This is a genomic window from Streptomyces sp. NPDC014889 (assembly GCF_043081205.1).
Taxonomy (GTDB): Bacteria; Actinomycetota; Actinomycetes; order Streptomycetales; family Streptomycetaceae; genus Streptomyces.
Map to the genome: position 1 here is coordinate 12790 of NZ_JBIBWH010000022.1, position 26549 is coordinate 39338.

A 26549-nucleotide genomic window follows, 5' to 3' on the forward strand; every position below is an offset into this window, starting at 1 on the left:
TGCGCAGTGGGGGCAGATGCGCACTGTGCAACGCCTACCTCTTGGATCAGAGGCCGGCCGCCGTTCTCGGGGCTGACCGAGGTGCAGTTCGCCAGGCTGGTGGTGTTGGTACGGCGTCGCGGTGGTGACGTGCAGCGGGGCCGGCCGTGGCGGCTGCCGCTGGAGGACCGGGTGTTGCTGGTGGCGACGTACTGGCGCACGAACCTCACGTTGCGGCAGGTGGCGCCGTTGTTCGGGGTCTCGAAGTCGGCGGCCGACCGCATCCTCGATCACCTGGCTCCTCTGCTGGCCGTCTCGTCGGCCCGTCGGCCGCGCAAGGACACTGTCTACATCGTGGACGGCACCCTGGTGCCTACCCGCGACCGCAGCATCGCCGCCTCGAGCAAGAACTGTCGATACTCGACCAACCTGCAGGTCGTCATCGACGCCAACAGCCGCCTGGTGGTGGCGCTCGGCTTGCCGTTGCCCGGCAGCCGCAACGACTGCCGGGCGTTCACGGAGTCCGGCGTCGATCGGGCCTGCCGCGGCGCACCGACCATCGCCGACGGCGGCTACCAGGGAACCGGCCTGCTCATCCCGCACCGCAAACGACGAGGCCAGACGCACCTCAGCCCCCGGCAGGAAGCGGAGAACGCCGTCCACCGCCGGGCGCGAGCTCGTGTGGAACACGCCCTGTCGCGGCTGAAGAACTGGAAGATCCTGCGGGACTGCCGGCTCAAGGGCAACGGCGTTCACCAGGCCATGCTCGGCATCGCCCGACTCCATAACCTGGCCTTCACCGGATAACCGCACCCCATACGGGACAACCTCTAGGCGAGTCGTCAACACGACAGTCAGTGAACCTCTTTCATCCTGTGCTGGCGGGTGAAATGGGCTGGTCAGCGGGCGTGGTGACGAGGCAGGGCCCCTCGTCGTTGGCGTGGTGATTCCACTCAGCACACCGGCGACCGAAGGGGCCCTGTTGGTTCCGTATCCTGCCACGCTCGACGTCCCGCATGAGCTCGTCGAGCATGTTGCCTGGCTGCTGTACGAGCACCGCCGCGCACGCAACACCCGCTGGCGGAAGCTCGGCTGCTTCGACCAGGCACTGCTCACGCTGGTCCACCTGCGCAAGAACGAGACGTTCGCCCAGCTCGGCGCCGGGTTCGCGATATCGCAGGCCACCGCCTGGCGCTACGTGGACGAGGCCCTGGAGGTGCTGGCTTCCTGGGCCCCGGGTCTCCACGAAGCCCTCACCGGCCTCGGTGAGGGCGACCACGTCATCGTTGACGGCACACTGATCCCCACCGACCGCGTCCGCGTCGATCAGCCGTACTACTCGCAGAAACACAAGAAGCACGGCATGAACGTGCAGGTCATCGCCCGCCCGGACGGCACACCCCTGTGGTTCTCCCGCGCGACACCCGGCCGCACACATGACCTGACCTCGGCCCGTGCCCACGGCATCGTCCAGGCCTGCCTGACCCGGCAGATCCTTGTGCTGGCAGACCGCGCCTACCAGGGTGCCGGCGCCACCTTCCGCACCCCGTACTACCACCACAGCGAACAGCCCGAGCACTACCAGCAGTTCAACCGCGACCACGCTCGACTCCGAGCCCCCGGTGAACGTGCCTTCGCCCGACTCAAGTCCTGGCGCATCATGCGCAGAGCACGCTCCTCCACCCGCCGCGTCAGCCGCACCGTCCAAGCCATCCACGTACTACTGATCTGCGACTGAAAAGCTCTCCTATTCGACTCGCCGACTGGGCATCGCACATGGCATGGTCTGTGATCAGCAACAGGCCTACCTTGAGGAGGGGTTAGTGCTCGCGAGCGTGTGGGACGCGCCGGTCAGGGCGGAGAGGACTTCCGGTCGTGCCCCGCAGCCTTGACGACGACGCAGCCACGCGCGTGTCCGCCGCAGGGCGCCTTCTGCTCTTCGATACCCGTAGCGAGGTCCGGGTAGCAGAAGCCCAACTCGCCAGGCGCCGGATGATCAACCGAGTCGCGGTTGTCACCATGGCCATAGCGGCAGCTGCAATCCTCACCGGAGCCAGCGGAACCACGCTGTCGTGGGACTCCTCAAAGTTCATCAGAGGCAACATCGTCTGCGGCACCGCGGTCGCGCTCTGCGCAGCGGTCCTTCTGATCGCCTACGACCGAGACCTGCCGAGCCGCCACGATCTCCAAGCCGACCTTGAGAGCAAGAAGGAGTCGCTGCGCAGACTCAGCGCACACGAATACCCGCCGCTGGCCGAGCGCCGGCTGCTGTATCGAGAGGACATCGTCGAGGTCGTCGAGCGGTATCAGGCCGAGAGCCGAAGGTACCGGCGCGTGCACAACAGCTTGCAGACTCTCATTACGGTGGGATCCGCGCTCACCACGGCAATCGCCGCGTTGGATACCGGCAAAGAGCTGACCTGGCAAAGCGTCACGCTCACTGCCGTGAGCTTCGCCGTCACGCTCGCCTCCGCGTTCACCGGCTACTACAAGTACCGCGAGCGCAGCTACTTCCTGCAGCAGACGGCTGATGCCATCGAGGAGGAAAGTAACGCTGTCTCTCTCGGAGTTGGCCCCTACCGTGAGTTCGGCGCCAGTCAGGAGCAGGAGGCGCTTAAGCTGTTCACCGAGCGCGTCGAGGATCTACGCAACGAGCAGCGGCGTCGGCAGCAGCAGTTGGACCAGCCGACGGAACAGGGCAATCCGACTTCTCAGCCAGCGGGTTAATCCACTTCTGTTAGGCGGGACAGTTGAAAGAGAGAGATGTCGTCCCGGGCTCAAACCCTGCACCGTCGGTGCCACCTTCGGTCGAGGCCATGGGCGAGCGCGCTATCGCAGCTGGCGGCGACGTTGAAATCGCCGTGACTGGTGACAACAACATCATCCACCACTATCTGATCTTCGGTGGTGGAGACGGCCCAGTGGGCCCGATGCGTACGGACGAAGGGGCTCCGGACTTTCCCGCCTCCAAGGTCAGGGTCGTCGTCCCTGTGCTGATCGGCCTGGTCAACTGGGTTGGTCAGGCTGTCTCGGTGCATCCCGGTCGGCGTCTGGTGAAGTCCTACGTGGAACAGGCTTTGCATCAGGTTGGCGCTCAGGGACTGGTGGTCTACGGGGAGGAGCAGGACACCGGCGAAAGCCTGCTTCTGTTCACCGGGGCGGCGGACGTGCGCACGGTGGGAGCCTTCCTGTTGTCCGAACTGGATCGCATGATGGCTGCGGACTGGGCCAACGTCACGCGCAGGAGCGGCTATCTCTTGCCGCAGTTGCGGCTTGTCCTGCACGCGGGATTCGGCGAATACGACGGCTCCCGCATCTCCAGCCCGTCCTTCGTGAAAGCCATCCGGGCTCATGCCGAGACAACAGTTCTTCACGACGCGGATGCGGGAGACGAGGTCGGCGTGGTGGCGCTGGTGACGGACGAGGCGTATGACGCCGAGATCTACGAGGGCTACTGCGGGAGTGGCCAGCACTGGACTCCGTTCTCCCAGCACGTAGCCGGTGCAAGCCCTCTGGGCTTCTGGGCACGCGGTGCGCTGGGCGCCACGGCACCCGCAGCAGGCTGAAGACCACACGCCCCCTGTACTTCACCGTCCTTCGGCTAGGGTGCCGCAAAACAGGGACGAGGAGGCGTTGTCGTGATGACCGGCTGGCGCAGGGGCGTGGTGTGGGCAGTGGCGACAGCAGCCGGCCTTGCCTGTGTAGGACTGGCGCTGCTGCTGTGGTTGAAGGATCTCGGCACGGCGGGCACCGTGGCGAGCTTTGCCGCCGACACCGTCACGCTCGTCATGACAGTGTTCGCTGTGCGCGCTCTGGTGCTCCAGTCCGCCCATAGCGCCAGCCAGGCCATCGCATCAGGAGCGGGTTCCGTCGCCGCAGGCGGCGGTATCGGCAGGGCCGTGACGGGCAACAACAACCAGGTCTCCGGGGGCGTCCCCACTCCACCGCCCGGATCGCCAGTCCCGGGGGGCCGGGCAGAGGCATCCGGCACGAGGTCGGTGTCTGCGGGCGGCTCGGTCGGAGAGGCGATCACGGGCGACGGCAACAGCACGTGACGGACGCCTGGTGGCAGCGTCTCGGCATGGGGCGCCGTAGCAAGACGCCTCGCAGCGTGCAGGAGGCGGCGCCAGTTGTGCCCGGCACGGTGTCAGCTCCGGGTGACGGAGCGATTGCCGTCGGCGGCTCCGTCGAAACCATTGTGGGCGGCCACCGGAACACCGTTGTCGTATTCCGGGGCCCCGGTGAACGAGTCGTGGGCGCGGCATCCCTGGATGACCTCGACGCCAGTTGCAGGACCCGCATGGTGGAACGCTGGCACGCGGCTGGTGTGCCAGCTGCGGTCGCGGCCGAACTCGCCGACACTCCGCAGGTCGGTGCCTTGCCCGACGCGGTGGCTGCGTCGCCGGAATCCGGGGTCGTGGTTTTGGAAGGCGTTTTCGGGGCGGGCAAGTCGCTCGCCGCCGAGCGCCAGCACCAACGTGATATTGCTGCCGCACGCGCTGATGGCCAGGCCCCCATTCCTGTCCGTCTTGGTCAGGGCAACCTGATCGACACCGCCACCAGCGTTGCACGCATGCTCGGAGATCCTGCCGTGCGCCGGGTACGGCTGATCATTGACGGGCTGGAGGAGCCCGGCCCGATCCGTGGCAAGGAACTGCTCGACCAGGCATGCAGTTGGACGCTCTCCCCAGCAGGTGCACGCTGGCGCATGCTGGCCACTGCGCGTCCCGGCCTGGAGATGGACCAAAAACTGCGCAGGACGATGCCTGAGCTGTCGGCAGATGAAGCGGCCGCGCTGATGGACCGGTTCGGCGGTAACGGCACTGCGGTGCACTGCCAGCCGCGCATGGCGCCTGAGGCCACTGAGCATCCGCCTCACGCGGCAGCAAGAGACTCTCGTGAGGAGGTTGTTGCAAGACTTCGCAAGGCTCTCGAAATCGCACAGAGTGAGAACCTCAACCAGCGTAGGCGCCTGGCCCACTACGAGGCCGACTGAGGCCACAGCGGAGGCGGCGGGGAAGGTGCAAGCAGCTTTTCGCCGGAGCCAGGCACCCCTTTCAGTGCGGTGCCGGTGCCGGGTCCAGGGCGTTGCCGACGGTGCAGCAGCTCTCTCCGGGCATCTGCTGGATCCGGGGCGGCGCCCACACCTTGGTGGCGCCGGGGATCAGGTGCGCGGCTTGCGGTTTCTCGGCGGCGCGCAGCGCGATGAGGGTCTTGCGGGTACCGCATGCGCGGACGATGTGTCCGCGGGTGCGGGGGCGTTTCGGCTCGGCCGGGTGGGCCAGCCGGCGGATCAGGCCCGGCCCACGCATTCGGTCCGCCGACCTGAGCTGCTCCACGGTGTCGGGCGTTGTTGAAGATCGGCAGCGTTGCAGAGCAACGCTCTGGCAACAGAGCTAGCTACCAAGCTCTTGACCAGCCAGGAGTGGGCGGTGAACGGCGACAACGCCTACGCAACAGGCAGTCTGCACTGCCCCGCTTTCGGATCGTGGACTGCAACACCTCTGTCTTCGTTCATCCTGGTTTCTCCATCCGCAATCGGCCAGATGGGAGACAAGTCCTGTCGCACAGCGGCGGGTTGGATGAATGGAGAGCACGGTGGACCGTCCTCTGCTGTCACTGAGGTCAGCCCTGGTATTTCTGCTCGCCCTGCTCAGCGGCGGGGCGGCAAGCGGGCTGACGGCCGTCGCAGGGGAAGGCGCCGCGCGCAGCCTGCTCGCGGGCCTCGCCGCTACAGGACTGGCCGTGTCCTTCTTCAACCGCCTCATCGCCATCGATGACAGCGCCGTCCAGCCGTCAGACACCGTTGGCGCCAGCACGGTCGAGGAGGAGAGCAATGGGTGAACTGCGACCTCTGGGAGACGACCTCAACGATGCTTCGCGGGCGTTGGCCGAGGCGTTGCGTGAGCTTTTCGAGAGCCTTCACCTGTCCGTCCGTCGGTATGCGGCCCGGCGCAGACTCGATCCGGGGACGGTCTCGCGCTACCTGAACGGCACCCGGTTACCTCCGTGGCAGGTCATCAGCGACCTCTTCACTGATGTTGCCGAGCATCGTGGGACCGCGGTCACCACCGAGGCCATCGAGTTGGTACGGGGCCTGTACGGATCGGCGGTAGACGCCGCCTCGTCGCCCAAGCACGCGGTGGAAATCCTGGAGCAGCAGCTGGCCGACGCCGACCATGTCTCCCGGCGGTCCAGCGTCCGCGGCGACGTCCTGGGCGATGCGCTGCTGGACCGGACACAGCGCATCGCCGACCTGGAGACGCTGCTCAACCAGCTGGAGGCCGACCGCATTGCGGAGCAGAAGCGGGCGGATGAGCTCGCGCAGGCGCATCCGGATGTCTCCGGTCTCATCCAGGAGCGCAACGTGCTCCAGCTGGAAGTCGAGCGCCTCGGAGCAGCCCTCCGGGAGGCACAGGCTCAGCGTGCTTCGGCGGAGGACCGCTGCGATCTGCTCGAACGCCAGCTGGAAGCCGTCGAGCAGGCAACAGCGGCTGTGCTACCGGCGGGGCCACAGGACATGCCGAAGATCCTCATCGTCGATGATCAGCCGGACAACCTGCTGGCGATGACTGCAGTTCTGGCGACGCTCGAGCAGGAGCTCGTCACGGTCTCCTCCGGCCGGGAGGCCCTCAAAGCCCTGCTCGACCACGACGACTTCGCCGTCATCATCATGGACGTACAGATGCCGGATATGGACGGCTATGAGACCTGTGCTCACATCAAACGCCGTCCGAGGACCCGGGACGTTCCCATCATCTTCCTGACTGCGATGGGCATCGGATCCGAACACTCCGCCCGCGGGTACGCGGCCGGCGCCGTCGACTACATCAGCAAGCCCTTCGACCCGTGGGCTCTGCGTGCCAAAGTCGCCGTGTTCACCTCCATCTACCTTGAGCGACACAGCCAGTAGATCTCCGGTAGATCGCAGCATCGCCCGGTCCCGTACACGAAGAAGGTACGGGGCCGGGCTTGCTTGCCACGGCACCGGCCGTGTACTCGGCCCCTCTGCCGGACGGTCTGGCCGGAGGCAGCGGCTATTGTCCTATGCATGGCCGGCTGAGACCGGCATCAGTCCACGGAGTACGCCTTCTCGCCCACCATCAAGGGCGCGTCGGTCGGGCCCTTGATGTAGGGGCCGCGCCAGATCACGCGGTGCTCCTGTGCACTGGGGTACCACTGTCGGACCTTGTGCATCCGGACGGTCCACCGGTGGTGGTAGACCCGGCTCGTCCCGCCGTCCTTCGTCGAACGCTGTGCTGGCACCTGGTTGGTGAGCCGGATGACGCGGACGTCGGGCTCCGCCGGCTGTGCCCCAGGCCGGTTCCGGGGTCTGTTCTCGCCGGGTTCCTGCGGGGCGCCGAGGACTGTGACGCCCTGGGCGGCGAGCCGCCAGAATGCGAATGCGTAGCGGGCGGCGAAGTCGTCGTAGGTGTCCTTGATCCGCCCGCCGTCCCACTGCCCTTCCTCCGGCGGCTGTGTGCTGTGCTGGGCGACCTGGTTCAGGACGGTGTTAAGCCTGCGGTGCTCTTCGGAGATCTCGGTGTGCCGCTCGCTGCTCTCGGCGGCGAGGGCGCCGTCGGCCCGCAGTCCGTAGATCCCGTCAGGGACGAGCGGAGGAAGCGGTGATCCGGTGGCGCGCGCCTGGGCGACGGCAAGGCGCCAGGGCTCCGGCTGTACGGGGCCGTCGCGGTCCATGAAGCACGCAAGCTGGACCCCGGAGTACTGGGCGTCGGGTAGGACCTGGTATTGGGTGACGAACTGCCAGCCGAAGGCACGGATGTCGGAGAGGGATCCGCCCCGGTTCTCCACGACGACGGGCTCCGGCAGTACCAGCAGCCCTGTCGGCATGGGGATGTCCCTGTTCTTGTCGAGGGTGCCGACGTCAGCGGGCTCCAGGGTGGCAGCCGCAGCCATGACCGCTGCGTGCGCGGCTGGCGAGATGACGAGGACCTCGGCGTCGTTGAGAAGTTGGAGAACCTGCCGGATCTGCCACCGCGCCGCCTCAATGGGGCTGGACGGCCACGGCCGCCGCATCCCCTGTTTGCCGAGCATCATCGCGAACGCTATGTTCTCGCGGTGCTGTTCAGGCGCGTCGCTGTGGTGGAGTACGGTGCGTAATTCCGTCATCCGGTTGCTCACGTTCGACGCCATCATCGTGCGTACCCACGTGTTGTCCTGCAGGAGCCGACAGGTGTCAGCTCGTGTCTGGTGCGCGGCGCGGGCCGCCCTGGTGTCGCTCCACGTCGTCGAAGTGTCACGGCTGCGCTGCTTCTTACCCCGGCTCGCCTTACCCACGATCTTCCCCTCCCGGTCGCTCCGACAGGAGCTACCCGAGACCGCCCACCGGGATACCGCAGGATCCGGACGGAAGAGGCGAAGACTGCGCGACCGCACGTGGGCGGGGATGACCGTCCCCCGCCATGAGGACCTGGGAGCGGCCTCGTCACAGGTCTCGGCGGAGTGCACCGCCCGAGGTCGCTTTGGCCGGAGCACAGCCGGTGGTGCGAGGGAGCAGGGTGCGCTGGGGTTGGTTGGGGTCAAAGGGGCATGCGCGGGCGGCTGGCGGGCCAGCTCGGCCGCGCGTTCGCCTGGCTCGAACGGCTGGTGACATTCCGGCCACGGCTGTCACGGCCTGGTGACCGGCGGCCGGGCTTGTCTCCGGATGCCATCTGGCGGGGCATGCTCGCTGCTCCGAACCAGCGAAGGGGAAGCCCATGCTGACGAGATTCCGCGGTGTGGTGGCCGCGGTCGTGATGGCGGGTGCGCTCGTGGCGCCGGTCGCGGTGGCGACGGATGCAGCAGCGGCGTCGTGCGCCCGGCATACGACGGGCGTTTGCAAGGCCAACTCTGCGCATCCGCGTGGGGCCACAGCGAAGTGCAAGGACGGCACGTACTCGTACAGCCGGAAGTTCCGGGGGACCTGCTCTCGGCATAAGGGCGTCAGGTACTGGTACCGGTAGCGGGGACGCCGCCGCGCCCCCGCTCGGAGACGATCCGGACGGGGGCGCTTCGCGTGCGGCCTTTTCGCACCCTTGCCGCGGCCCGCGACTCCGCCGACCGTGAGCGCAGGCGGGGTGACGCACAGGCGACAGGGTGCTTCAAGCCACGCAGGTTGGACGACATGATCGGCCGGCTGTTGCTGCACGCGGCGGTGGTGCTGCAGCGGACCGTGGCGGGTGAGGCGGCGGGCGAGCGGCTGAAGCAGCGCCGGAACGCGGCGTTACGGGCGGCGCACCGGCGCGGGATACCCGTCGAGGAGATGGCCGCACGAATGCGGCTGTCGCCTCCCTCACTCCACGAGTGCGTGCGGCAGGTCGAGTGCGACAGAATAGGGACGAATCACTCATTATGCACCGACCGACACCATCAGCGACCGCCTTGAAGAAGCTCAATGATGTTCGATTCATTCGTTAGGGTTCAGAGCTGTGAACGTGAAGCCCTTGACAGGCGCGAAGGCGTGGATCACGTCGGACTGGGACCGGATGAACTCGATCACGCCCTGGTCGATCCGGGGATCGGTCGGGGTGTCCAGCGCGCCGATGCTGAGGTCGATGATCTGGTCGTCGGGGGCGAGTTGCCGGTGAGCGCGACAAGCTTCGCCGCGGTTCCGTGGGTCGCCGATTCGGGAAGGGCCAGGACAACGTCGGAGATGCCTCGTATCTTCTGCACGTTTGGTGAGCTGCCTCTCTGTCGTGGGGGGCTCGGACTCAGCTGGTGACTGTCTTGTACATCGCGTTCCACATCTGCAGCTGGCTGTTGAGGGTCTCGGTCGCGCCGTAGGCGATCTCGGCGAGGTCCGCCTCGGTGCGGACGTTGTTCAGGACGCACTTGCGCGCGTCGGCGGCGTGGCGCTCCTCGACGCCCTCATCTCCGACGTGGATGTTGAAGTAGATCTCGACCTTCTCGACGAACTCGGTCGCCGGCAGGCCGGTGTTGGCATTGCGGAACGCCGTGCGGCAGACGTGCAGCATGGTGTCCGCGTGGGACTGCAGGGCCATCGCGACGCCCAGCATCCGCTGGTAGCTGCCGCCCACCAGCTCACGGGTGCGCGCGCGGTAGGCGAACGTCTGGGGGATGACCAGGGCGCTGTCACGCGCCTCCTTCACGCGGAGGGGCGCCAGCCCGAACTCGCTCTCGCCGAGCAGGTTGTGCGCGTTCTCCATCAGTACCTCGTGGCACTTCTCGGGCTCGCCGTACCCGGCCTCCTCGTTGAGGATGAAGGAGAACAGGGTCAGCGTGTCACGGTCGTCCTGGGCGGCCGCCTGGGCGCACACGTGGGCTATGCCCTTGATCGTGCCCTCGGTCCGGTGGAAGAAGTTGGCCCGGTGGAAGTCGTAGGTGCGGCTGTTCCACTGGTTTTCCTGGAGGAACTTGAAGTAGTCGTTGGTGTAGACGTCGTGCCGCTCCAGCTCGTCCATGAGGGAGACGACCTGGTCGTGCAGTACGGGTGCGGTGGTTGTCGTCATCGCGCTTCCACTCTCAGTTCAGGCGGGGGTCGGACAGGGCCGGTGACTGTTTTGGATTTGCGCACGATCGACCGGTGCGGGGGAATTCGCGCCGCAGGTCGTGGCGCAGCCGGGACGGACCGGTTCAATTTCTGGCCTGGCTGTAGCGTTCCTGAAGCTTACCTGGCTCAATCATGGGGCACGGGTCCTGGCGATAACAGGTAGCAATTTAGCCATTGAGTATCGAATAATTCGACGACCGCCGCAGCGGAAATCTGCGCGGCGGAAAAGAAAATGAGGCCAACGCGCAGCTCCCCTTGGCCGTCGGGGGATTTCCGGCCAAGGGGATGCGCGTGGCCTCGCGGGAATTGCGCGAGGGCGGCCCGTCAGGCGGTCGGAGCCAGATGGTCGTCCTCGGAGACAGGGTTCGCCGAGGTTTCCTTCTTCCAGCCGGTGCTGAGCCTGAGGAGCAGCGAGGCGGCGGCGAGCACCACCCCGAACCAGATGACGCTCGTGACGCCCATGTGGTCGACGAAGAGTCCGCCGAACAGCGCGCCGAGCGCGATGCAGGTGTTGTACGCCATGGTGTTGAGCGACATCGCTGCCTCGAACGTCTCCGGCGCGGCGGCGAGCGTCATGTTGACCTGGGACAGCTGCACGGCGCCGAAGGACAGACCCCACAGGACCAGGGCGACGACGGCTCCGGTCTCCGCGTCACCGATGGTGCGCAGCAGCAGCAGGGCGGCCAGGAGGCCGACCAGTCCGACCACGAAGGTGCCGCGCAGACTGCGGTTGACCGTGTAGCCGGCGACGAAGTTCCCGATGGCGCCGCCGACACCAAAGATGATCAGCACCACCGTGATGAAGGTGGAGGTGGCGCCCGCCTCGTCCTCCAGGTAGGGGCGGACGAACGTGTAGGCGCCGAAGTGGCCGAGGACGAAGAAGATGACGATGAGCAGCACCGTGCGCAGCTGCCCGTTCGAGACCGGCAGCGAGAAGACCTCCTTGACGGAGACGGCGTTCTCCGACGGCAGCGACGGGACGATCGCCGCCACCGCGAGGAACACCAGCAGGCTGAGGCCGGCCCAGATGCCGAAGGTGGTCCGCCAGTTCGTGTGGGCCTCGACGACTGTGCCGAGCGGAATCCCGACGACGGTGGCGATGGAGATACCGGACATCACCACCGCGGCAGCACGGCTCGCGTGCCGTTCGGGCACGATCCGCATGGCCATGCTGACGCCGATCGCCCAGAAGACACCGCTGGCGAATCCCATGCACAGGCGCGTGCCGAGAATCAGCGGGTAATTCGGCGAAATGGCGGTGACGAGATTTCCGAGGGCCAGCACCGCGAGCAGCGTGGAAAGGAGGAAACGCCGGTTGACGCGCCGTGTCCAGGCCACGATGAACGGCACGCCGAGGCCGGCCGCGACGCCCTGCGCGGTCACCATCAGACCGGCGGTACCGACGGAGATGTCCAGGCTCTCGCTCAGCGGAGTGAGCAGACCCACGGGCATCAGTTCGGTGGTGAGGAAGACGAAAAGGCTAGCGGTGATGGCGGCGACGCCGAGCCAGCCCTTCACGGCTGACAACGAGCTTTCTTGTTCCTGTACGGACATGACTTGTCTCCAACAATCTGCTCAAGGGAGGTTCCGGTGGCTTAAGAGGGACGTCAGGAACGCGCTCCGCCTCGGCCCGCGGCGGGCTTGGTCGCGAGCACCACGGGTTCCTCACCGGCGGGCGGCCCCTGCGGCTTGGCCGGCCGGGGCTGCGCGAGCACCACGGCGAGGAGAATCACCAGGATCCCGACGACCTGCAGCGCCGAGAACGTCTCGTCCTCGAAGACGAAGCCGAGGATGGTCGCGACGACGGGACTGCCAAGGGCCAGGAAGGAGACGGCCAGGGCCGGCAGCTTCTCGATCCCGCGGAACCAGAGCGTGTAACTGATCACCGCGCCGAAGACGATGAGATAGGCGAACCCGAAGACGTTGGTTCCGGTCAGGGAGCCGGGCAGCCCCTCGACGGTCAGGGTGAAGGGCAGCGACACGAGTCCGCCGGCCAGCAGCTGCCAGCCGGTAAACGGCAGCAGTCCCACTCCCTCGGGGCGCCCCCAGCGTTTGGTGAACGTGATGCCGGTGGCCATGCAGGCCGCTCCGCCGAGGCCGGCGGCCACGCCGACGGTGTCCAGTTCGGTGGAGCCCTTGAACACCAGCAGGACGACTCCGGCCGCGCCGAGGGCGCAGGCCAGCGCATGGATCGGGCGGATCTTGTCGCCGATCACCAGCGCCGCCAGGATCAGCACGATCATCGGCTGCACCGACATGATCATCGCCGCGACGCCGCCCGGCAGGCGGTAGGCGGCGACGAACAGCAGCAGGTTGAAGGCACCGATGTTGAGCGTCCCGAGCACCAGGGAGCGCCACAGCCACTGCCCCTTGGGCAGGACGCGGGAAATGAGCAGCAGAATGAGACCGGAGGGAAGCGCCCGCATGGTGGTGGCGAGCAGGGGCCGGTCCGGTGGCAGCCATTCGGTCGTCGCCAGATAGGTGCTTCCCCAGATCGCCGGCGCCAGCGCCGTGACACCCGAGGTGAGGAGCTGCCGACCACTGTTCATGGCGCACCGTCCTCCGCTTCGCGACACCGGGCGCGGTATGGGCCGGCGCCAGGCAGAAGTTGTGTTTTCACGTCACCGTTTCCTGACCGCGGAAATCCGCGGCGCCGCCTAGTCGAAAATGGCATCGCGGGTGCGGGAGCGCTTCAGTTCGAAGAATCCGTCGGTGCCCGCGAGGGCGAGCACCCCGTCCCACAGGCGGCCGGCGGCCTCGCCGCGCGGCGCGGGCGAGATGACCGGGCCGAAGAACGCGATGAGTTCACCGTCGGGGCCGGGCACGTGGATGACCGGAGTGCCGACCTCGGTGCCGACGGGGTCCATGCCGGCGTGGTGGCTGGCCCGCAGTGCCTCGTCGTAGTCGGTGGTGCCGGCGACCTCGACGAGGTCCTCCGGCAGTCCGGCCTCGGCGAGGGCGGCGACCATCATGTCGCGCTTGAGGCCCGCCTGCTTGAGGTGGATCAGGGCGCCCATGGCGTTGTAGAGCGGCCGCAGCACGTCCGTGCCGTACCGCTCCTCGGCGGCGATGCACACGCGCACCGGGCCCCAGCCGTCGATCATGCCCTGCCGGTACTTCTCCGGCACTTCCCGGCCCTGGTTGAGCACCGAAAGGCTCATGATGTGAAAGCGCGTTGCGATGGGCCGCACCTTTTCCACCTCGAGCAGCCACCGGGAGGTGATCCACGCCCAGGGGCAGCGCGGGTCGACCCACATGTCGACGACGGTCTTCGCCTGCTGGCTGAACGGCGTGCCACTCATGGAAAGGACGGTCCTTCCGGTCGAATCGAGATCCGGTCAAGCGGATTAAATCCGGGTGAAGAGGGAATTGCCGCCGTCCGACCGGAACTCGTCAACAGCGAAAAGCGGCGACATGGCAAGGTCCTTGGGTGCCGGACGTGGCACGCTCAAATTCTGGACCGGCCGCCATCAATGAGTCCAACACATATTTGTCATCTCATTTATCGTGGGACAAGATAGATCACCATGGAACTGCAGCAGATGCGCTACGTGGTCGCCGTCGCCGAGACGAACAGCTTCACCCGGGCCGCGGAGCGCTGTCTGGTCGTGCAGTCCGCCCTCAGCCACCAGATCGCGCGTCTGGAGCAGGAGCTGGGGGCGAAGCTGTTCGAGCGCACCACGCGCCGGGTGCGGCTCACCCCGGCCGGTGCGGCGTTCCTCCCCGCGGCCCGCCAGTGCCTGGAGGCCGCCGAGCGCGCGGCCGTCGAGGTGGCCGCTGCCATCGGTCAGGTCCGCGGGCGGCTCTCCGTCGGTCTGATCCCGTCCGTCGCCGCCGTCGACATCCCGGGCGCGCTGCGCGACTACCGGCAGCGGTATCCGCAGGTGCGCATCAGCCTCCGGGTGGGCGCGAGCGACGACCTCGTCGAGCAGGTCAAGCAGAGTGCCATCGAGGTCGCCTTCCTGGGGCTGCCGACCACGTCGCGGCCCGAAGGGGTCAGCTGCCGCGAACTCGCCCGGGACCGGCTCGTCGCCGTCGTCGCGCCCGATCACCCACTAGCCGACGGTCCGGCGATCGACCTGCAGCGGCTGTCCTCGGAGGTGTTCGTCGACCTGCCGGCGAAGACCGCCGGCCGGGCCCAGTCCGATCTGGCCTTCTCCGCCGCCGGTCTGACCCGTGACGTTGCGTTCGAGGTGACCAACGCGGACTTCCTGGCCCGGCTGGTCGGGCAGGGCCTCGGCGTGGCGATGCTGCCGTCCGCCTACGCGGCTCAGCTCAGCGGCGTGACCACCATCGAGGTCATCGACGCGCCGGCCCGCGTGGAGTACATCATCTGGAGCCCCGAGAGCCGCACCCCCGCGGCGACCGCCTTCCTGCGCCTCCTCGGCATCCCGGACGGTCACACCCCCTCATGACTGCCCAGGCGCGGCCCGCGAGGTGCGGGCCGCGCCTGGGCACAAGACAGCCGGCGCGGCTCAACCGCCTTGCCTGTCCGGGTCAGTTGCCGGTCAGCGCCGGCTGGTGCGGGCGTACGTTGCCATGGATCTCCAACGTCGCCGTCGACCGGTTGAGCGTGATGTAGTGCAGCCCGGGAGCGCCCTCGGCAAGGAGCCGCTCGGCCATCGCGGTGGCGTACTCGACGCCGATGCGGTGGCCCTGTTCCGGGTCGTGCGCCGAGGCCTCCAGGCGGTGGGCCAGGTCCTCCGGGAAGGCGGCTCCACTCAACTCGGCGAAACGGCTGATCTGGCGGGCGTCGGTGGCCGGCATGATCTCCGGGATGATCGGGACGTCACAGCCGGCCGCCGCCACCCGGTCGCGCAGCCGCAGGTAGTCCTCGACGTGGAAGAACATCTGCGTGATGGCGTAGTCGGCCCCCGCCCGGCATTTAGCGACGAAGTGCCGGATGTCGCTGTCCCAGTCGGGGGAGCGCGGATGGCGTTCGGGGAAGGCGGCGACCCCGATGCTGAAGTCCCCCGACGCCCGCACCAGGGAGACCAGTTCGTGGGCGTAGGTGAACCCGTCGGGGTGCGGGATCCAGGGCGCGCCGGGAGCGCCAGGCGGATCACCGCGCAGCACCAGGACGTCCTGGACGCCAGCGTCGGCGTACTGGCCGATGATGTGGCGCAGTTCCGCCGTCGAGTGGCCGACCGCGGTGAGGTGCGCGACGGGGCGCAGGGTCGTCTCGGCGGCGATCCGTTTCGTCAGCTGGACGGTGCGGTCCCGGGAGGAGCCGCCCGCCCCGTAGGTCACCGACACGAAGTCCGGGGCCAGCCGTTCGATCCGGCGGATCGTCTGCCACAGGGTCCGCGCCCCGGCGTCGGTCTTCGGCGGGAAGAACTCGAAGGAGAACGTGGGAGTTTCCCGGTCGAGCACAGCACGCAGGGTCGTCACGTCCGGCCCCCGGTCCGCGCGGTCATGTGTCGTTCCCCAGGCGCTCGCCGATCTCCCGCGCCGCCTCGGCTCCGAATGCCCCGCCGATCCGGGCGAGCAGCTCGGAGGGAAGCAGTTTGTACTCCTGGGTGCCGACGGACCCGAGCACCGACGTGGCCAGTGCACAGCCCAGTTGTGCCGCCCGCTCGTACGGCAGCTCCCAGGCCAGGCCCGTGAGGAAACCGGCCCGGAAGGCGTCGCCCACGCCCGTCGGATCCACCACGTGCTCGGTCACCACGGCTGGCACGTCCGTCCGCCGCCCGCCGGCCGCCATGATGGACACGCCCTTGGCGCCGCGGGTGACAATCCAGGTGCCCACCCGCCCCAGCACCTCCTGCTCGCTCCAGCCGGTGCGCTCGCGCAGCAGCGCGCTCTCGTACTCGTTGGTGAACAGCAGCCGTGCCCCGTTCACCAGGCGCCGCGTCTGGTCGGTGTCGAGGCGGGCCAGCTGCTGCGAGGGGTCGGCCGCGACGGGAACGCCGAGCGCATGCGCGGTCGCGGTGTGCCGCAGCATGGCCTCGGGGTCGTCGGCGCCGACGAGCACCAGGTCCAGGCCGCCGGTGCGCCGGTGCACCTCGGCGAGGTCGATCCGGCCGGCCTCGGCCATGGCGCCCGCATAGAACGTCGCGATCTGGTTCTGGTCGGCGTCCGTGGTGCACACGAACCGGGCGGTGTGCAGGGTCTCGCTGACCCGGACGGAGGCGATGTCCACACCGGCCTCCCGTAACCGCTCCCCGTAGGCGGCGAAGTCGACGCCCGCGGCGCCTACGAGCACCGGCCGCAGGTCGAAGCGGCCCATGCCGAAGGAGATGTTCGCGGCCACGCCTCCCTCACGGACCTCCAGGTGGTCGGCGAGGAAGGACAGGGACACGTGCTCGACCATCTCGCTGATGAACTGCTCGGCGAACCGGCCCGGGTAGACCATGAGATGGTCGGTCGCGATGGAGCCTGTGACGGCGATACGCACTGCGGTCTCCTCGAAGGTCAGGACGTCAGGACCGGCCGGCGAGGAGCGGCGTCCCGTGTAGGCCGGCGGCCGTGCGCAGAGCGTCCACGCGGTCGGTGCGCTCCCAGGTGAAGTCGGGCAGCTCACGGCCGAAGTGACCGTAGGCGGCGGTCTGGGCGTAGATCGGACGCAGCAGGTCCAGGTCGCGGATGATGGCGGCCGGTCGCAGGTCGAAGACCTCGTCGATGGCCTTCTCGATCTTCTCGTGGTCGGCCTTGGCCGTGCCGAAGGTCTCCACGAACAGGCCGACGGGCTCGGCCTTGCCGATCGCGTACGCCACCTGCACCTCGCAGCGCGCGGCGAGACCGGCGGCGACCACGTTCTTGGCGACCCAGCGCATCGCGTACGCCGCCGAGCGGTCCACCTTGGAGGGGTCCTTGCCGGAGAAGGCACCGCCGCCGTGACGGGCCATACCGCCGTACGTGTCGATGATGATCTTGCGGCCGGTCAGACCCGCGTCACCCATCGGACCGCCGATCTCGAACCGGCCGGTGGGGTTGACCAGCAGTCGGTAGCCCTCGGTGTCCAGCTTGACGCCGTCGGCGGCGAGCTGTTTCAGCACGTGCTCGACGACGTACTGCCGCAGGTCCGGCACGAGCAGCGACTCCAGGTCGACGCCAGCGGCGTGCTGCCCGGAGACCACAACCGTGTCCAGGCGGACGGCCCGGTCGCCGTCGTACTCGATGGTGACCTGCGTCTTGCCGTCCGGGCGCAGGTAGGGCACGGTGCCGTCCTTGCGGACCTCGGACAGGCGGCGGGAGAGCCGGTGCGCGAGGTGGATCGGCAGCGGCATCAGCTCCGGCGTCTCGTCGCAGGCGTAGCCGAACATCAGGCCCTGGTCGCCGGCGCCCTGCTGGTCCAGCTCGTCCGCCTGGTCCCCTGCGGTGACGCCCTCGACCCGGGCCTCGTACGCAGCGTCCACGCCCTGGGCAATGTCCGGGGACTGGGCCCCGATGGAGACGGAGATGCCGCAGGAGGCGCCGTCGAAGCCCTTCTGGGAGGAGTCGTAACCGATTTCCAGGATCTTGTTGCGGACGAGGGTCGCGATGTCCGCGTAGGCCTTGGTGGTGACCTCGCCAGCCACGTGCACCAGGCCGGTGGTGATCAGCGCCTCGACGGCGACCCGGGAGGCCGGGTCCTCGCGCAGAAGCGCGTCGAGAATCGTGTCGCTGATCTGGTCGGCGATCTTGTCGGGATGGCCCTCGGTCACGGACTCCGAGGTGAACAGACGACGGGACACGGGCGACTTCCTCCTGATCGACGGCGGGTACGGCAGGGGTGTGCGGTGTCCTGCGGCCCCGGTGGAGGCCCCCTCGCCGGCTCCCGGCGAAGAGGCCTGCACCGTGTTCATCCCACGCTTACGACAGGCGGTGGCAGGAGAACTCCACCGGCAGGTCGGCGACGGGCCGGAGGGTCCGGAAGACGACCTCGTGCCGGAAGCCCTCCTCGTCGATGAGCTTCTGGAGGTACTGGACGTCGCCCATCGTGCTGAAGAAGATCATCATGCGGCCGTTCTCCGCGAGGTACTTCCTGGCCTCCCGGAAGAACCGGGTCAGCGCGCCGTAGCTCTCGTCCGTGGTGGCGGAGTCGGCCACGTCGCGGGCGGCGAACCACTGGAATGGCGGGTTGAAGATGATCAGGTCGAAGGTGCCCTCGACCGCGCTGAAGACATCGCTCAGTTGGGCCTGGACCCGGTCGGCCACCCCGTTGCGGGCGGCGTTGGCGCGCACCGCCTCCACGGCGTCGGGGTTGATGTCGACGGCGACGACCTCGGACGCCTTGGCGGCCGCGGTGATCGCGAGGGACCCGCTGCCGGTGCCCATGTCGAGGACGCGGTCGCCCTCCTGCACCTCGGCGAAGACCGCTCCGCCGAGGATCGGGGAGACCGGGCAGGGGGTCATGACCGTCGAGGGGACCGTCAGCGTCAGCCCGAGGAAGGGGACGGTCTGCGCGCCCTCCTGCGGAGCGTCGCCCCCGGACAGGACCTTGCGCAGCTCCAGGACCGTCTCGACCTGCTCCTCGGGGATCAGCGGCTGGTAGGTGTCGGTGGTGGCGGTGTGCTGGATGGACGCCATGACGTGAAACGCCTTTCGGTCAGCAAGTTCTGACACTGCGTCAAGCAGGTAGGGTCACGCGTGTCCGTCGAAGAGGCTCGTCACCGAGCCGTCCTCGCAGACCTCGCGAATCGCCCGGGCCAGCAGCGGGGCGATGGACAACACGGTCAGCGCGGGGAACCGTCTGGCCTCCGGGATCGGCAGCGTGTTGGTGACGATCACCTCGCGCGCCCCGCAGCCTGCCAGCCGCCCGGCGGCCGGGTCGGACAGGATGCCGTGCGTGGCGGCGATGACGACGTCGGCGGCGCCCTCGTCCAGCAGCACCCGGGTGGCGTTGGCGATCGTGCCGCCGGTGTCGATCATGTCGTCGATGAGGACGCACAGCTGGCCGCGCACCGAGCCGACGACGCGTTTGGCGACGGCCTCGTTGGGGCGGTCCGGGTCGCGCGTCTTGTGCACAAACGCGATCGGCCGGCCGCCCAGATGGTCGGCCCACTTCTCGGCCAGCCGGGTCCGCCCGGCGTCCGGCGACACCACGGTGACGGGGGCGTCGCCGTAGATGTCGCCGACGTACGAGGCGAGCAGGTTCTGGGCGAGCAGATGGTCGACCGGGCCGTCGAAGAAGCCCTGGATCTGGGCGGTGTGCAAATCGACGGTCATGATCCGGTCCGCGCCGGCCGCCTTGAGCAAGTCGGCCACCAGCCGGGCCGAGATCGGCTCGCGGCCGCGGTGCTTCTTGTCCTGCCGTGAGTAGCCGTAGAACGGCATGACCGCGGTGATTCGCCGGGCGCTCGCGCGCTTAAGCGCGTCCACCGTGATCAGCTGCTCCATGATCCACTTGTTGATGGGGGCGCAGTGGCTCTGCAGGACGAACGCGTCGCTGCCGCGCACCGACTCCTCGAACCGGACGAAGATCTCCCCGTTGGCGAAGTCGTACACCGACTGCGGGGTCAGCGGCACGTCCACATGCTTGGCCACCTCCTCCGCCAGCTCGGGGTTGCTGCGCCCGGCGAACAGCATCACGTTCCTGGCAGCCATCAGCCGTGCAGGCCCTTCCGGTACGCGGCGTGCGCCGCGGCGAGCCGACCGCCGACCTCGGCCGTGCTGACCAGCACGGCCATGTTGGCCCTGGCCGAGCGGCCCTCCGTGGCCCGGTCCACCGCCCGCATCAGGTACTTGGTGATCGCCTGCCCGCGCACCCCGTCCCGCTCGGCCGCCCGCATGGCCTCGGTGATGGCGGCGTCGACCTCGTCGCTGTCGATCGCGTCCTCCGGCCGGACCGTCGTGGTGATCAGAAAGGCGCTGTCATTGCCCAGCGCCCAGTGGTTCTCGATCGACCGTGCGATCACCTCGTCGTCGTCGAGCCGCAGCGGACTGCGGAAGCCGCTGGAGGTGCAGTAGAAGGCCGGGAAGTCGTCGGAGCGGTACGACACCACCGGCACGCACTGGGTCTCCAGGTACTCCAGCGTCAGGCCCAGGTCGAGGATCTTCTTCGCGCCCGCGCACACCACCGCGACCTTGGAGCGTGTGAACTGGATGAGGTCGGAGGAGACGTCCATGGTCCGCTCCGCGCCCCGGTGCACCCCGCCGATACCGGCCGAGGAGAAGAACGGGATGCCCGCCAACTCGGCCGCCACGAGGGACGAGGCGACGGTCAGCGCGCCCATCCCGCCCTGGGCCAGCACCACCGGCATGTCCCTGCTGCTCACCTTGGGGATGCCGGGCGTGGAGGCGAACCGGTCGATGTCGGCGTCGGTCATGCCGACCACGATCCGGCCGTTCTCCACGGCGACGGTGGCTGGGACGGCGCCGCCCGCCCGGACTGCCTCCTCAACCTTCCGGGCCGTCGCGGCGTTGTCCGGGTAGGGCAGGCCGTGGGTGATGACGTTGGATTCCAGGGCCACCACGGGACGTCCCTCGTGGAGCGCCTCGCCCACTTCTTCGCTGAAGACAAGAGGAAGCTGCTGGTGTCGAAAGGAGTTAGTCATCATCGCTCAGCCGGCGTCCGGGCCGTAGTTCGGGACCTTGCTGAGGATGTGCCGACGATTAACTATCTCTGGTATGTAGACCTGTTCATTCCAGCGTTCCTTGTCGACCGGCTCGATCGCGATCGACACCACGCCTTCGTCGCAGTCGAACGCGGTGCTCACCGCCTCGGTCACGGCCGAGACGAGCCGGACCTGCTGCTCGTCGCTGAGCGCCACCGGGAAGTGCTTGATGTTGACGTGCGGCATGATGGTCTCCTTCTGGAGCCCCAGACGCCGGCGGATGGCCGTGGCCAACTCCTCGACATCCGGATCTTTCAGGATCGAGTAGTGGTCGGCCGCGAGGTCGACCATGGTCGGCGGCGCATCTGCATAGCCGCTGGCACCGTCCAGGAACGAGTAGTCGTCGCCCTGCGCCTTGAAGATCGTGATGGGAGCACTGATCTGGCGCTCCGTCAACTCACGGAAGCTGTAACTGAATTCGAAGGTCGTCCCGACCACCTGGACGATCCGCAGCACCAGGTCGACGTCGAGCCCCGGGAAATGCGCGCTGATGAACTCGGCGAACGTCCGATCGTCCTCGGCGACGGCGACGCACTCGTCCGCCAGGGGCCCGTCGAGCGTGCCTGCGAAGACCGAGAACAGGATCCGCACGTACGCCTTGTTGGCGTATGAGGCGTTCCGTTCCATCGCGCACGCCGAGCGGACCTTGGGCGAGCCGGGCGCGATCAGCACCACGTGCTCGACCTTCTCCCCCCGCTGCTCCAGCTGGTATGCCGTCTCGAAGGCGACGCGCGCCCCGAAGGAGTACCCCCACAGCGTGTACGGGCCCTCCGGCTGCACCTCCCTGATGGCCCGCACGTCGTCGGCGGCCATCTGCCGGATCGTCGGATACGGCACCTCGCCCGTGTTGATGCCGTACGCCTGCACCCCGTAGAAGGGTCGCTCGGTGCCCGTCTGCTCGGCCAGCAGCCGCAGGTTCATGGTGTAGCCACCCAGGCCGGGCCAGCAGAAGACGGGCTTGCCCGCCCCCTCATGCTGGAGCGGGACCAGCCGGGAGGAGCGCTCCGCGTCTCCGCCCTGCACCCGCCGGGCGAGCGCCTCGATCGTCGGGGACTCGAACAGCACCTGGAGCGGAAGTGACGCCCCCAGTTCCCGGTTGATTTTGGTGATGAGTCCGACCGCGATGAGCGAGTTGCCGCCGGAGGCGAAGAAGTCCTCGTGCACCGAGACCGTCTCCCGCTTCATCGCCTTCTTCCACAGCTGGGCGATGCGGCGTTCGGCGGTGGTGCGGGGGGCGACGAAGGGCCGCTCGTCGCTGCCCACGTCGGTCTTGTCGGAGGCGGCCAGCGCCCGGACGTCGATCTTGCCGTTGGCGGTGGTCGGCAGCGCGTCCAGCACCACCACCTTGTTCGGGATCATGTAGTCCGGCAGGAAGTTGATCAGGTCTTCCCGGATCATCTCCGCCGGACCGCGCATGTGGACGACGTCCTCGCGCATGCCCTCGTGCAGCCGCTGCTCCTCGCTCACCCTGCCGCCCACGAAGAAGTACGATGGCCCGGTCATCCGGCCGAGGGCGCGCAGCATGCCGTCGATCTTCCGGGCGGACGGCAGGTCGTCGCCGGTGCGGGAGCTGTATCCGGACGACATGAACCCCAGGCCGGCGTCGTTCATCGACAGGTGCTGGAGTGTGCGGCCCAGATCGATGTATCGGAGCCAGTCCGGCCCGCTGCGGCTGATCACTGAGATGCCCAGGCTCGCCCGGTCGTACACCGCCTGGTTGATGGCGATGACCTCCTTGCGCAGCACGAGGTCGGAGGAGATCCGCTCCAGCCGTCCGTCCGCGTAGGCGTACTGGCCGGCCGGCAGCCCTGCAACCTTCCCCGGGTGGGCCTGGACGTAGATGTCGACCGTGTCCTGCGCGCGCGGCCCGGCGTACGGGACCAGTCCGAACGTCCCGAGGTAGTAGTCCTCCTCGGCGACCTCCAGGCGGTCCTTCGTCTCCGGAGCGTACTCCAGCGCGGCGATGTCGAGGCCGTACGCCGGGAGGATCTCCTCGAACAGGCCCACCATGTGGCCGGTCTCGATCTCCAGCACCTCGCGGATGTTGCTCTTGTAGACCGGTTCGATGGCCCGCTTCCGGCCGAGGAAGTGCAGCGTCACGCGCGGTTCGGCCCCACCCGCCGTCTCGGTGATGAGGACCAGCCGGTGGTCGACCGGGTGGTAGTAGTAGATCCCCGCGGCCAGGTCGGCGATCCCCACGAGCTCCAGGTACAGCTGAGTGGCGTAGAGCGAACCGGGCGAGGCGTAGCCGTACTTGGGCAGCAGTCGTTCATCGCTCAGGTGCTGTCCGAAGTACCGCAGGATCTCCCCGAACTGCTCCCAGCCGATCTCGGACAGAGTGCGCGGCCGTCCGCCGGTGACCCGGCGGCCGAGCAGCCGGAGGATGTCGTCCTTCGTCACCTCCCCGCCCTCGTAGGAGCGGTAGGTCTTGCGCGCGAACGCCTGCCGCCGCTGCTCCTTCGTGGTCCGGCCAGGCAGGTCGACCTTCCACTTGCCGGCCGTCTCCGCCGCGTCCCGCACACCGGCGTTCGACAGCTGCGCCTTGACCTGGAGCTTGCTCTCCTTGGACTGGTGGTGCGCCCCGTGGTTGCCCTGGTCCATCAGGGCCGCTTCCTTGGGGTTCAGCTCCACGCAGGCGATCAGGTTCTGGAAGCCGGTCCGCCGGTCCTCCTTGACGATCACCGCGGCGTGCTTGACCCAGTTGTGGTTCTCGATCGCCAGCTTGATCTCGTCCAGCTCGACGCGGAAGCCGCGTAGCTTCACCTGGTTGTCCGCCCGGCCGACGAACTGGACGGTTCCGTCGGCGTTCCAGTAGGCCAGGTCGCCGGTCCGGAACAGCCGGCCCGCACCGAACGGGTTGGCCACGAACCGCTCTTCGGTCAGCTCCGGGCGGTGCAGATAGCCGCGCGCTAGCTGGATCCCGCCGATGTAGAGCTCGCCGACCTCGCCGACGGCCACCACGGACCGCTCGGCGTCGAGGATGTGATACGTCGTGCCATCCGCGGGGGCGCCGATGGAGAGGGAGTTCGGCCCCTCCGCGACGCGGGCGCGGTCCACGGCGAACGCCGACGAGTTGATCGTGCACTCGGTCGGCCCGTACAGGTTGACCAGCTCGCACCACGGCAGGGCGTCGAGGCACTCCTGGGCGAGCGTCCTGGTCAGCGCCTCGCCGCCGGTGAAGATCTGCGTGAGCGAGTCGCAGGTGGGCAGTTCGCACGTGTCCAGCAGCGCCTGGAGCAGCGTCGGCACGCACTGCAGCGTGGTGACGCCGTGCTCCTTGATGGTGTGGATCAGCCGCTCGGCGTCCCGGTGGATGCCGGGGCTGCCCATCACCACCAGGGCGCCGCACGCCGGCGCGAAAATCTCCCACTGCGCCGCGTCGAAGCTCATGGGCGTCTTCTGCAGCACTCTCGTACCGTCGCCGATCCCATAGGCCTCCGCGAGCCAGCGCATCTGGCTGACGATGCTCCGCTGCTCGATCATCACGCCCTTCGGCCTGCCGGTGCTGCCGGAGGTGTAGATGACGTACGCCAGGTTTTCCGCGGCCGGCCGGGTGGGCGCCGGGGCGAAGCCCTCGGCGTCGTCCGCCGTGATAATCGTGGTGCCCTCGGGTGCGAGCGCGGTGAGCCGGTCGACGAGGTCCGCCTGCGTCAGGATGACGTCGGTGGCGGAATCCTCGATTATGTAGCGCAGGCGCTCTTCGGGGTACTCCGGCGAGAGCGGCAGATAGGCGCCGCCCGCGAACAGTACTCCCCAGGCGCCGGTCATCAGATCCAGCGACGGCTCCACGAACAGACCGACCCGGTCGTCGGCGCGCACGCCCATACGGTGCAGGCAGCCCGCCACCTGGTGGCTGCGCCGCAGGAGTTCGCGGTAGGTCAGATGGTCCTCGCCGTACACGACGGCCGTGCTGTCGGGCCGGCGCGCCGCTTGCGCCCGGAGCAGATCGGGAAGGGTCGTCCTCGCGGAAGACTCCGGACTGGATCCGTTGTCTGGCATCATTCGGTCCCCCATTGGATGAGTGGCATCGGGCCGTTCACGCAGGAACGGTGCGCAGCCTTGGGCGTCCTTATAAGCCGGCTGCGGACCCGAGCCGCAGCGCTGTGGCGATCTCGGTGACGCGCTGGGTCTGGTAGGCGATCGCGGCGAGGTTGTCGTCGGTGACGTTCTCGGCGAGCCGCCCGGGAATCGCCTGCCGGCCGGAGACCGAGCTGACCCCGTAGGGGTTGCCGTTGCTCGGCGTCATCATGATGTCGTCGGTGACGCCCGGCGGCACGATGATCCCTCCCCAGTGGTAGAAGACGTTGTTCAGCGACAGGATCGTGCTCTCCTGACCGCCGTGCGGGGCGCCGGTCGAGGTGAACGACGACATGACCTTGCCCGCCAGTCCGCGGCGCGCGTTCAGCGGCCACGCCTGGTCGATGAAGTGCTTGAGCGGGGCGGGGATGAGGCCGTGTCGCCCCGGGCCGCCCATCAGGATGGCGTCCGCCCAGTCGAGGTCGTCGACGGCGGCGGTCGGTACGTCCTTGATGGCTTCGGCGTTCTCCGCCCAGGCCTGGGTCCACTCGGCGAAGTCGGGCCACAGGGATTCGTTTACGTACTCGGGCACCCGGCGCAGGCGGGTCTGCGCGCCGGCCTTCTCCGCCGCCTCGGCCGCGGCCGCGGCGAGCTTGTGGACGTTGCCGGTTCCGGAGTAGTAGATGACGGCTACTTTGGTGACGCCGTCGGCGCCTGCGGTGGTCACGGTCGGTGTGCTCCTTGGGTGAGGCGAACAGGGGTGCGCCGCGTACGTGTTGCGGTGTGCGCGGCGGGGGCGGGCAGGGGCCCGGCTCTTGGGGGCTCAGGCCGGCAGGTCCGTCCCGAAGTACCGGTCTCCGAAGTCGCCGATGCCCGGCTGCATGAAGGCGTTCTCGTCCAGCCGCTCCTCGATGGACGACGTCACCATCCGCACGCCGGGGCGGCGTTCGCGGACGACCTTGATCCCCTCGGGAGAGGAGAGCAGGTTCACGAACACGATGTGCTCCTCGGGCACGCCGTGGTCGCACAGGACGTCGATCGCGGCCAGGGCGGTGCCGCCGGTGGCGAGCATCGGATCGAGCAGCAGTACGTGGCGCCGGGCGATGTCCGCGGGCAGCGCGGAATGGTACAGCCGCGGCAGCTTGGTGATCTTGTCGCGCTGGATGAGGATCTTGCCGATCCGAACCTCCGGCATCATCGCGCGCAGTTCCGTTTCCATGCTGTCGCCGGCCCGGGCGACGGACACCCCGCAGATCTGTTCGGTCAGACGCAGCCCGTGATAGGTCCTGCCCACGGGGGTCTGCACGTCGTACGGCTCGAACGGCAGCAGTTCCAGGCTCGCCTCGATCAACTGCCGCATGATCCGGCCTGCGTTGGGGACGAAGTCCTTCCGCTTGGCGTGCCGGTCACGTACGATGCTTTGGAGCGCGCGCAACTGTTTAGTCTGCGGCAGGAGGTGAACAGCATCCTGAAGCGCGGTTGCCTCTATGGCCATTCCCCTCACC

25 protein-coding genes are annotated in these 26549 nt (G+C 68.2%); 10 read left to right on the top strand and 15 right to left on the bottom strand.

Annotated features, from left to right (window positions below):
- Positions 1-6 precede the first annotated feature (6 nt).
- The 6 genes from ACF09J_RS32475 (at position 7) to ACF09J_RS32500 (ending at position 4975) form a co-directional block, all read left to right on the top strand.
- Positions 7-786 (top strand): transposase, encoded by a 780-nt coding sequence (locus tag ACF09J_RS32475; RefSeq protein WP_392309050.1) that lies wholly within the window; start codon positions 7-9, stop codon positions 784-786.
- A gap of 133 nt (positions 787-919) precedes the next feature.
- Entirely contained in the window at positions 920-1717 is a 798-nt protein-coding gene (locus ACF09J_RS32480) for an IS5 family transposase (RefSeq protein WP_392309051.1), read from the top strand.
- 137 nt (positions 1718-1854) lie between these two features.
- Positions 1855-2706 (top strand): DUF4231 domain-containing protein, encoded by an 852-nt coding sequence (locus ACF09J_RS32485; protein ID WP_392309052.1) that lies wholly within the window; start codon positions 1855-1857, stop codon positions 2704-2706.
- An 89-nt stretch (positions 2707-2795) separates the two neighbouring features.
- Positions 2796-3545 carry a hypothetical protein gene (locus ACF09J_RS32490; RefSeq protein WP_392309053.1) on the top strand — a complete coding sequence of 250 codons (750 nt, stop codon included), beginning with the start codon at positions 2796-2798 and terminating at the stop codon, positions 3543-3545.
- 72 nt (positions 3546-3617) lie between these two features.
- A complete protein-coding gene (locus tag ACF09J_RS32495) occupies positions 3618-4034 on the top strand; it encodes a hypothetical protein (RefSeq protein WP_392309054.1) in 417 nt (138 codons plus the stop codon).
- 245 nt (positions 4035-4279) lie between these two features.
- Positions 4280-4975: a hypothetical protein gene (locus ACF09J_RS32500; RefSeq protein WP_392309055.1), complete on the top strand. Its 696-nt coding sequence runs from the start codon at positions 4280-4282 to the stop codon at positions 4973-4975.
- A 61-nt stretch (positions 4976-5036) separates the two neighbouring features.
- Here ACF09J_RS32500 and ACF09J_RS32505 read toward each other — a convergent pair whose 3' ends face one another.
- Complete coding sequence (locus tag ACF09J_RS32505; protein ID WP_392309056.1) at positions 5037-5291, bottom strand: hypothetical protein; 255 nt, start codon at positions 5289-5291, stop codon at positions 5037-5039.
- 286 nt (positions 5292-5577) lie between these two features.
- Between ACF09J_RS32505 and ACF09J_RS32510 the strand changes: the two genes are divergently transcribed.
- Positions 5578-5823 (top strand): hypothetical protein, encoded by a 246-nt coding sequence (locus ACF09J_RS32510; RefSeq protein WP_392309057.1) that lies wholly within the window; start codon positions 5578-5580, stop codon positions 5821-5823.
- Positions 5816-6892 (top strand): response regulator, encoded by a 1077-nt coding sequence (locus ACF09J_RS32515; protein WP_392309058.1) that lies wholly within the window; start codon positions 5816-5818, stop codon positions 6890-6892. Before ACF09J_RS32510 ends, ACF09J_RS32515 begins: the two co-directional genes overlap by 8 nt.
- A 158-nt stretch (positions 6893-7050) precedes the next feature.
- On the opposite strand, the gene ACF09J_RS32520 is transcribed toward ACF09J_RS32515, so the two are convergent.
- The gene (locus ACF09J_RS32520; protein ID WP_392309059.1) at positions 7051-8109 is read right to left on the bottom strand and encodes a hypothetical protein; all 1059 of its coding nucleotides are present in this window, start codon (positions 8107-8109) and stop codon (positions 7051-7053) included.
- Positions 8110-8735: 626 nt separating this feature from the next.
- Between ACF09J_RS32520 and ACF09J_RS32525 the strand changes: the two genes are divergently transcribed.
- Positions 8736-8942 carry a DUF3761 domain-containing protein gene (locus tag ACF09J_RS32525; RefSeq protein ID WP_392309123.1) on the top strand — a complete coding sequence of 69 codons (207 nt, stop codon included), beginning with the start codon at positions 8736-8738 and terminating at the stop codon, positions 8940-8942.
- Positions 8943-9689: 747 nt separating this feature from the next.
- On the opposite strand, the gene ACF09J_RS32530 is transcribed toward ACF09J_RS32525, so the two are convergent.
- The 4 genes from ACF09J_RS32530 to ACF09J_RS32545 all read right to left on the bottom strand — a co-directional run bounded on the left by ACF09J_RS32530 (position 9690) and on the right by ACF09J_RS32545 (position 13791).
- Entirely contained in the window at positions 9690-10448 is a 759-nt protein-coding gene (locus tag ACF09J_RS32530; protein ID WP_392309060.1) for an iron-containing redox enzyme family protein, read from the bottom strand.
- A 365-nt stretch (positions 10449-10813) separates the two neighbouring features.
- The gene (locus tag ACF09J_RS32535; RefSeq protein ID WP_392309124.1) at positions 10814-12007 is read right to left on the bottom strand and encodes an MFS transporter; all 1194 of its coding nucleotides are present in this window, start codon (positions 12005-12007) and stop codon (positions 10814-10816) included.
- Positions 12008-12096: 89 nt separating this feature from the next.
- A complete protein-coding gene (locus ACF09J_RS32540; RefSeq protein WP_392309061.1) occupies positions 12097-13038 on the bottom strand; it encodes an EamA family transporter in 942 nt (313 codons plus the stop codon).
- A 108-nt stretch (positions 13039-13146) separates the two neighbouring features.
- A complete protein-coding gene (locus ACF09J_RS32545; protein WP_392309062.1) occupies positions 13147-13791 on the bottom strand; it encodes a disulfide bond formation protein DsbA in 645 nt (214 codons plus the stop codon).
- Between the two features lie 225 nt (positions 13792-14016).
- Here ACF09J_RS32545 and ACF09J_RS32550 point away from each other — a divergent pair, with 225 nt between their 5' ends.
- Positions 14017-14904, top strand: a complete 888-nt coding sequence (locus tag ACF09J_RS32550) for a LysR family transcriptional regulator (protein WP_392309063.1) — start codon at positions 14017-14019, stop codon at positions 14902-14904.
- A gap of 82 nt (positions 14905-14986) precedes the next feature.
- On the opposite strand, the gene metF is transcribed toward ACF09J_RS32550, so the two are convergent.
- From metF to upp, 9 genes are all read right to left on the bottom strand, one after another.
- Entirely contained in the window at positions 14987-15880 is an 894-nt protein-coding gene (gene metF / locus ACF09J_RS32555) for a methylenetetrahydrofolate reductase [NAD(P)H] (protein ID WP_392309064.1), read from the bottom strand.
- A 22-nt stretch (positions 15881-15902) separates the two neighbouring features.
- Positions 15903-16886 carry a carbohydrate kinase family protein gene (locus ACF09J_RS32560; protein WP_392309065.1) on the bottom strand — a complete coding sequence of 328 codons (984 nt, stop codon included), beginning with the start codon at positions 16884-16886 and terminating at the stop codon, positions 15903-15905.
- A gap of 25 nt (positions 16887-16911) precedes the next feature.
- Positions 16912-18165: a methionine adenosyltransferase gene (metK, locus tag ACF09J_RS32565; protein ID WP_392309066.1), complete on the bottom strand. Its 1254-nt coding sequence runs from the start codon at positions 18163-18165 to the stop codon at positions 16912-16914.
- A 118-nt stretch (positions 18166-18283) separates the two neighbouring features.
- Positions 18284-19000: a HemK2/MTQ2 family protein methyltransferase gene (locus ACF09J_RS32570; RefSeq protein ID WP_392309067.1), complete on the bottom strand. Its 717-nt coding sequence runs from the start codon at positions 18998-19000 to the stop codon at positions 18284-18286.
- Positions 19001-19054: 54 nt separating this feature from the next.
- The gene (locus ACF09J_RS32575; protein WP_392309068.1) at positions 19055-20017 is read right to left on the bottom strand and encodes a ribose-phosphate diphosphokinase; all 963 of its coding nucleotides are present in this window, start codon (positions 20015-20017) and stop codon (positions 19055-19057) included.
- On the bottom strand, positions 20017-20967 hold the full coding sequence (locus ACF09J_RS32580; RefSeq protein ID WP_392309069.1) for a pseudouridine-5'-phosphate glycosidase: 951 nt from the start codon (positions 20965-20967) through the stop codon (positions 20017-20019). The genes ACF09J_RS32575 and ACF09J_RS32580 overlap by 1 nt, the downstream gene beginning before the upstream one ends.
- 6 nt (positions 20968-20973) lie before the next feature.
- Entirely contained in the window at positions 20974-25026 is a 4053-nt protein-coding gene (locus tag ACF09J_RS32585; protein WP_392309125.1) for an amino acid adenylation domain-containing protein, read from the bottom strand.
- A gap of 70 nt (positions 25027-25096) precedes the next feature.
- On the bottom strand, positions 25097-25771 hold the full coding sequence (locus ACF09J_RS32590; protein ID WP_392309070.1) for an NAD(P)H-dependent oxidoreductase: 675 nt from the start codon (positions 25769-25771) through the stop codon (positions 25097-25099).
- Positions 25772-25867: 96 nt separating this feature from the next.
- Positions 25868-26539 carry a uracil phosphoribosyltransferase gene (upp, locus tag ACF09J_RS32595; protein WP_392309071.1) on the bottom strand — a complete coding sequence of 224 codons (672 nt, stop codon included), beginning with the start codon at positions 26537-26539 and terminating at the stop codon, positions 25868-25870.
- Positions 26540-26549: the final 10 nt, after the last annotated feature.

Excerpts from the sequence above, each read along its gene's own strand:
- ACF09J_RS32490 (WP_392309053.1), top strand. The coding sequence starts at position 2,796 with ATGGGCGAGCGCGCTATCGCAGCTGGCGGCGACGTTGAAATCGCCGTG.
- ACF09J_RS32500 (WP_392309055.1), top strand. The coding sequence starts at position 4,280 with ATGGTGGAACGCTGGCACGCGGCTGGTGTGCCAGCTGCGGTCGCGGCC.
- ACF09J_RS32505 (WP_392309056.1), bottom strand. The coding sequence starts at position 5,291 with ATGCGTGGGCCGGGCCTGATCCGCCGGCTGGCCCACCCGGCCGAGCCG.
- ACF09J_RS32515 (WP_392309058.1), top strand. The coding sequence starts at position 5,816 with ATGGGTGAACTGCGACCTCTGGGAGACGACCTCAACGATGCTTCGCGG.
- ACF09J_RS32520 (WP_392309059.1), bottom strand. The coding sequence starts at position 8,109 with ATGACGGAATTACGCACCGTACTCCACCACAGCGACGCGCCTGAACAG.
- ACF09J_RS32525 (WP_392309123.1), top strand. The coding sequence starts at position 8,736 with ATGGCGGGTGCGCTCGTGGCGCCGGTCGCGGTGGCGACGGATGCAGCA.
- ACF09J_RS32530 (WP_392309060.1), bottom strand. The coding sequence starts at position 10,448 with ATGACGACAACCACCGCACCCGTACTGCACGACCAGGTCGTCTCCCTC.
- ACF09J_RS32540 (WP_392309061.1), bottom strand. The coding sequence starts at position 13,038 with ATGAACAGTGGTCGGCAGCTCCTCACCTCGGGTGTCACGGCGCTGGCG.
- ACF09J_RS32545 (WP_392309062.1), bottom strand. The coding sequence starts at position 13,791 with ATGAGTGGCACGCCGTTCAGCCAGCAGGCGAAGACCGTCGTCGACATG.
- ACF09J_RS32550 (WP_392309063.1), top strand. The coding sequence starts at position 14,017 with ATGGAACTGCAGCAGATGCGCTACGTGGTCGCCGTCGCCGAGACGAAC.
- ACF09J_RS32570 (WP_392309067.1), bottom strand. The coding sequence starts at position 19,000 with ATGGCGTCCATCCAGCACACCGCCACCACCGACACCTACCAGCCGCTG.
- ACF09J_RS32575 (WP_392309068.1), bottom strand. The coding sequence starts at position 20,017 with ATGGCTGCCAGGAACGTGATGCTGTTCGCCGGGCGCAGCAACCCCGAG.
- ACF09J_RS32580 (WP_392309069.1), bottom strand. The coding sequence starts at position 20,967 with ATGACTAACTCCTTTCGACACCAGCAGCTTCCTCTTGTCTTCAGCGAA.
- ACF09J_RS32585 (WP_392309125.1), bottom strand. The coding sequence starts at position 25,026 with ATGCCAGACAACGGATCCAGTCCGGAGTCTTCCGCGAGGACGACCCTT.
- upp (WP_392309071.1), bottom strand. The coding sequence starts at position 26,539 with ATGGCCATAGAGGCAACCGCGCTTCAGGATGCTGTTCACCTCCTGCCG.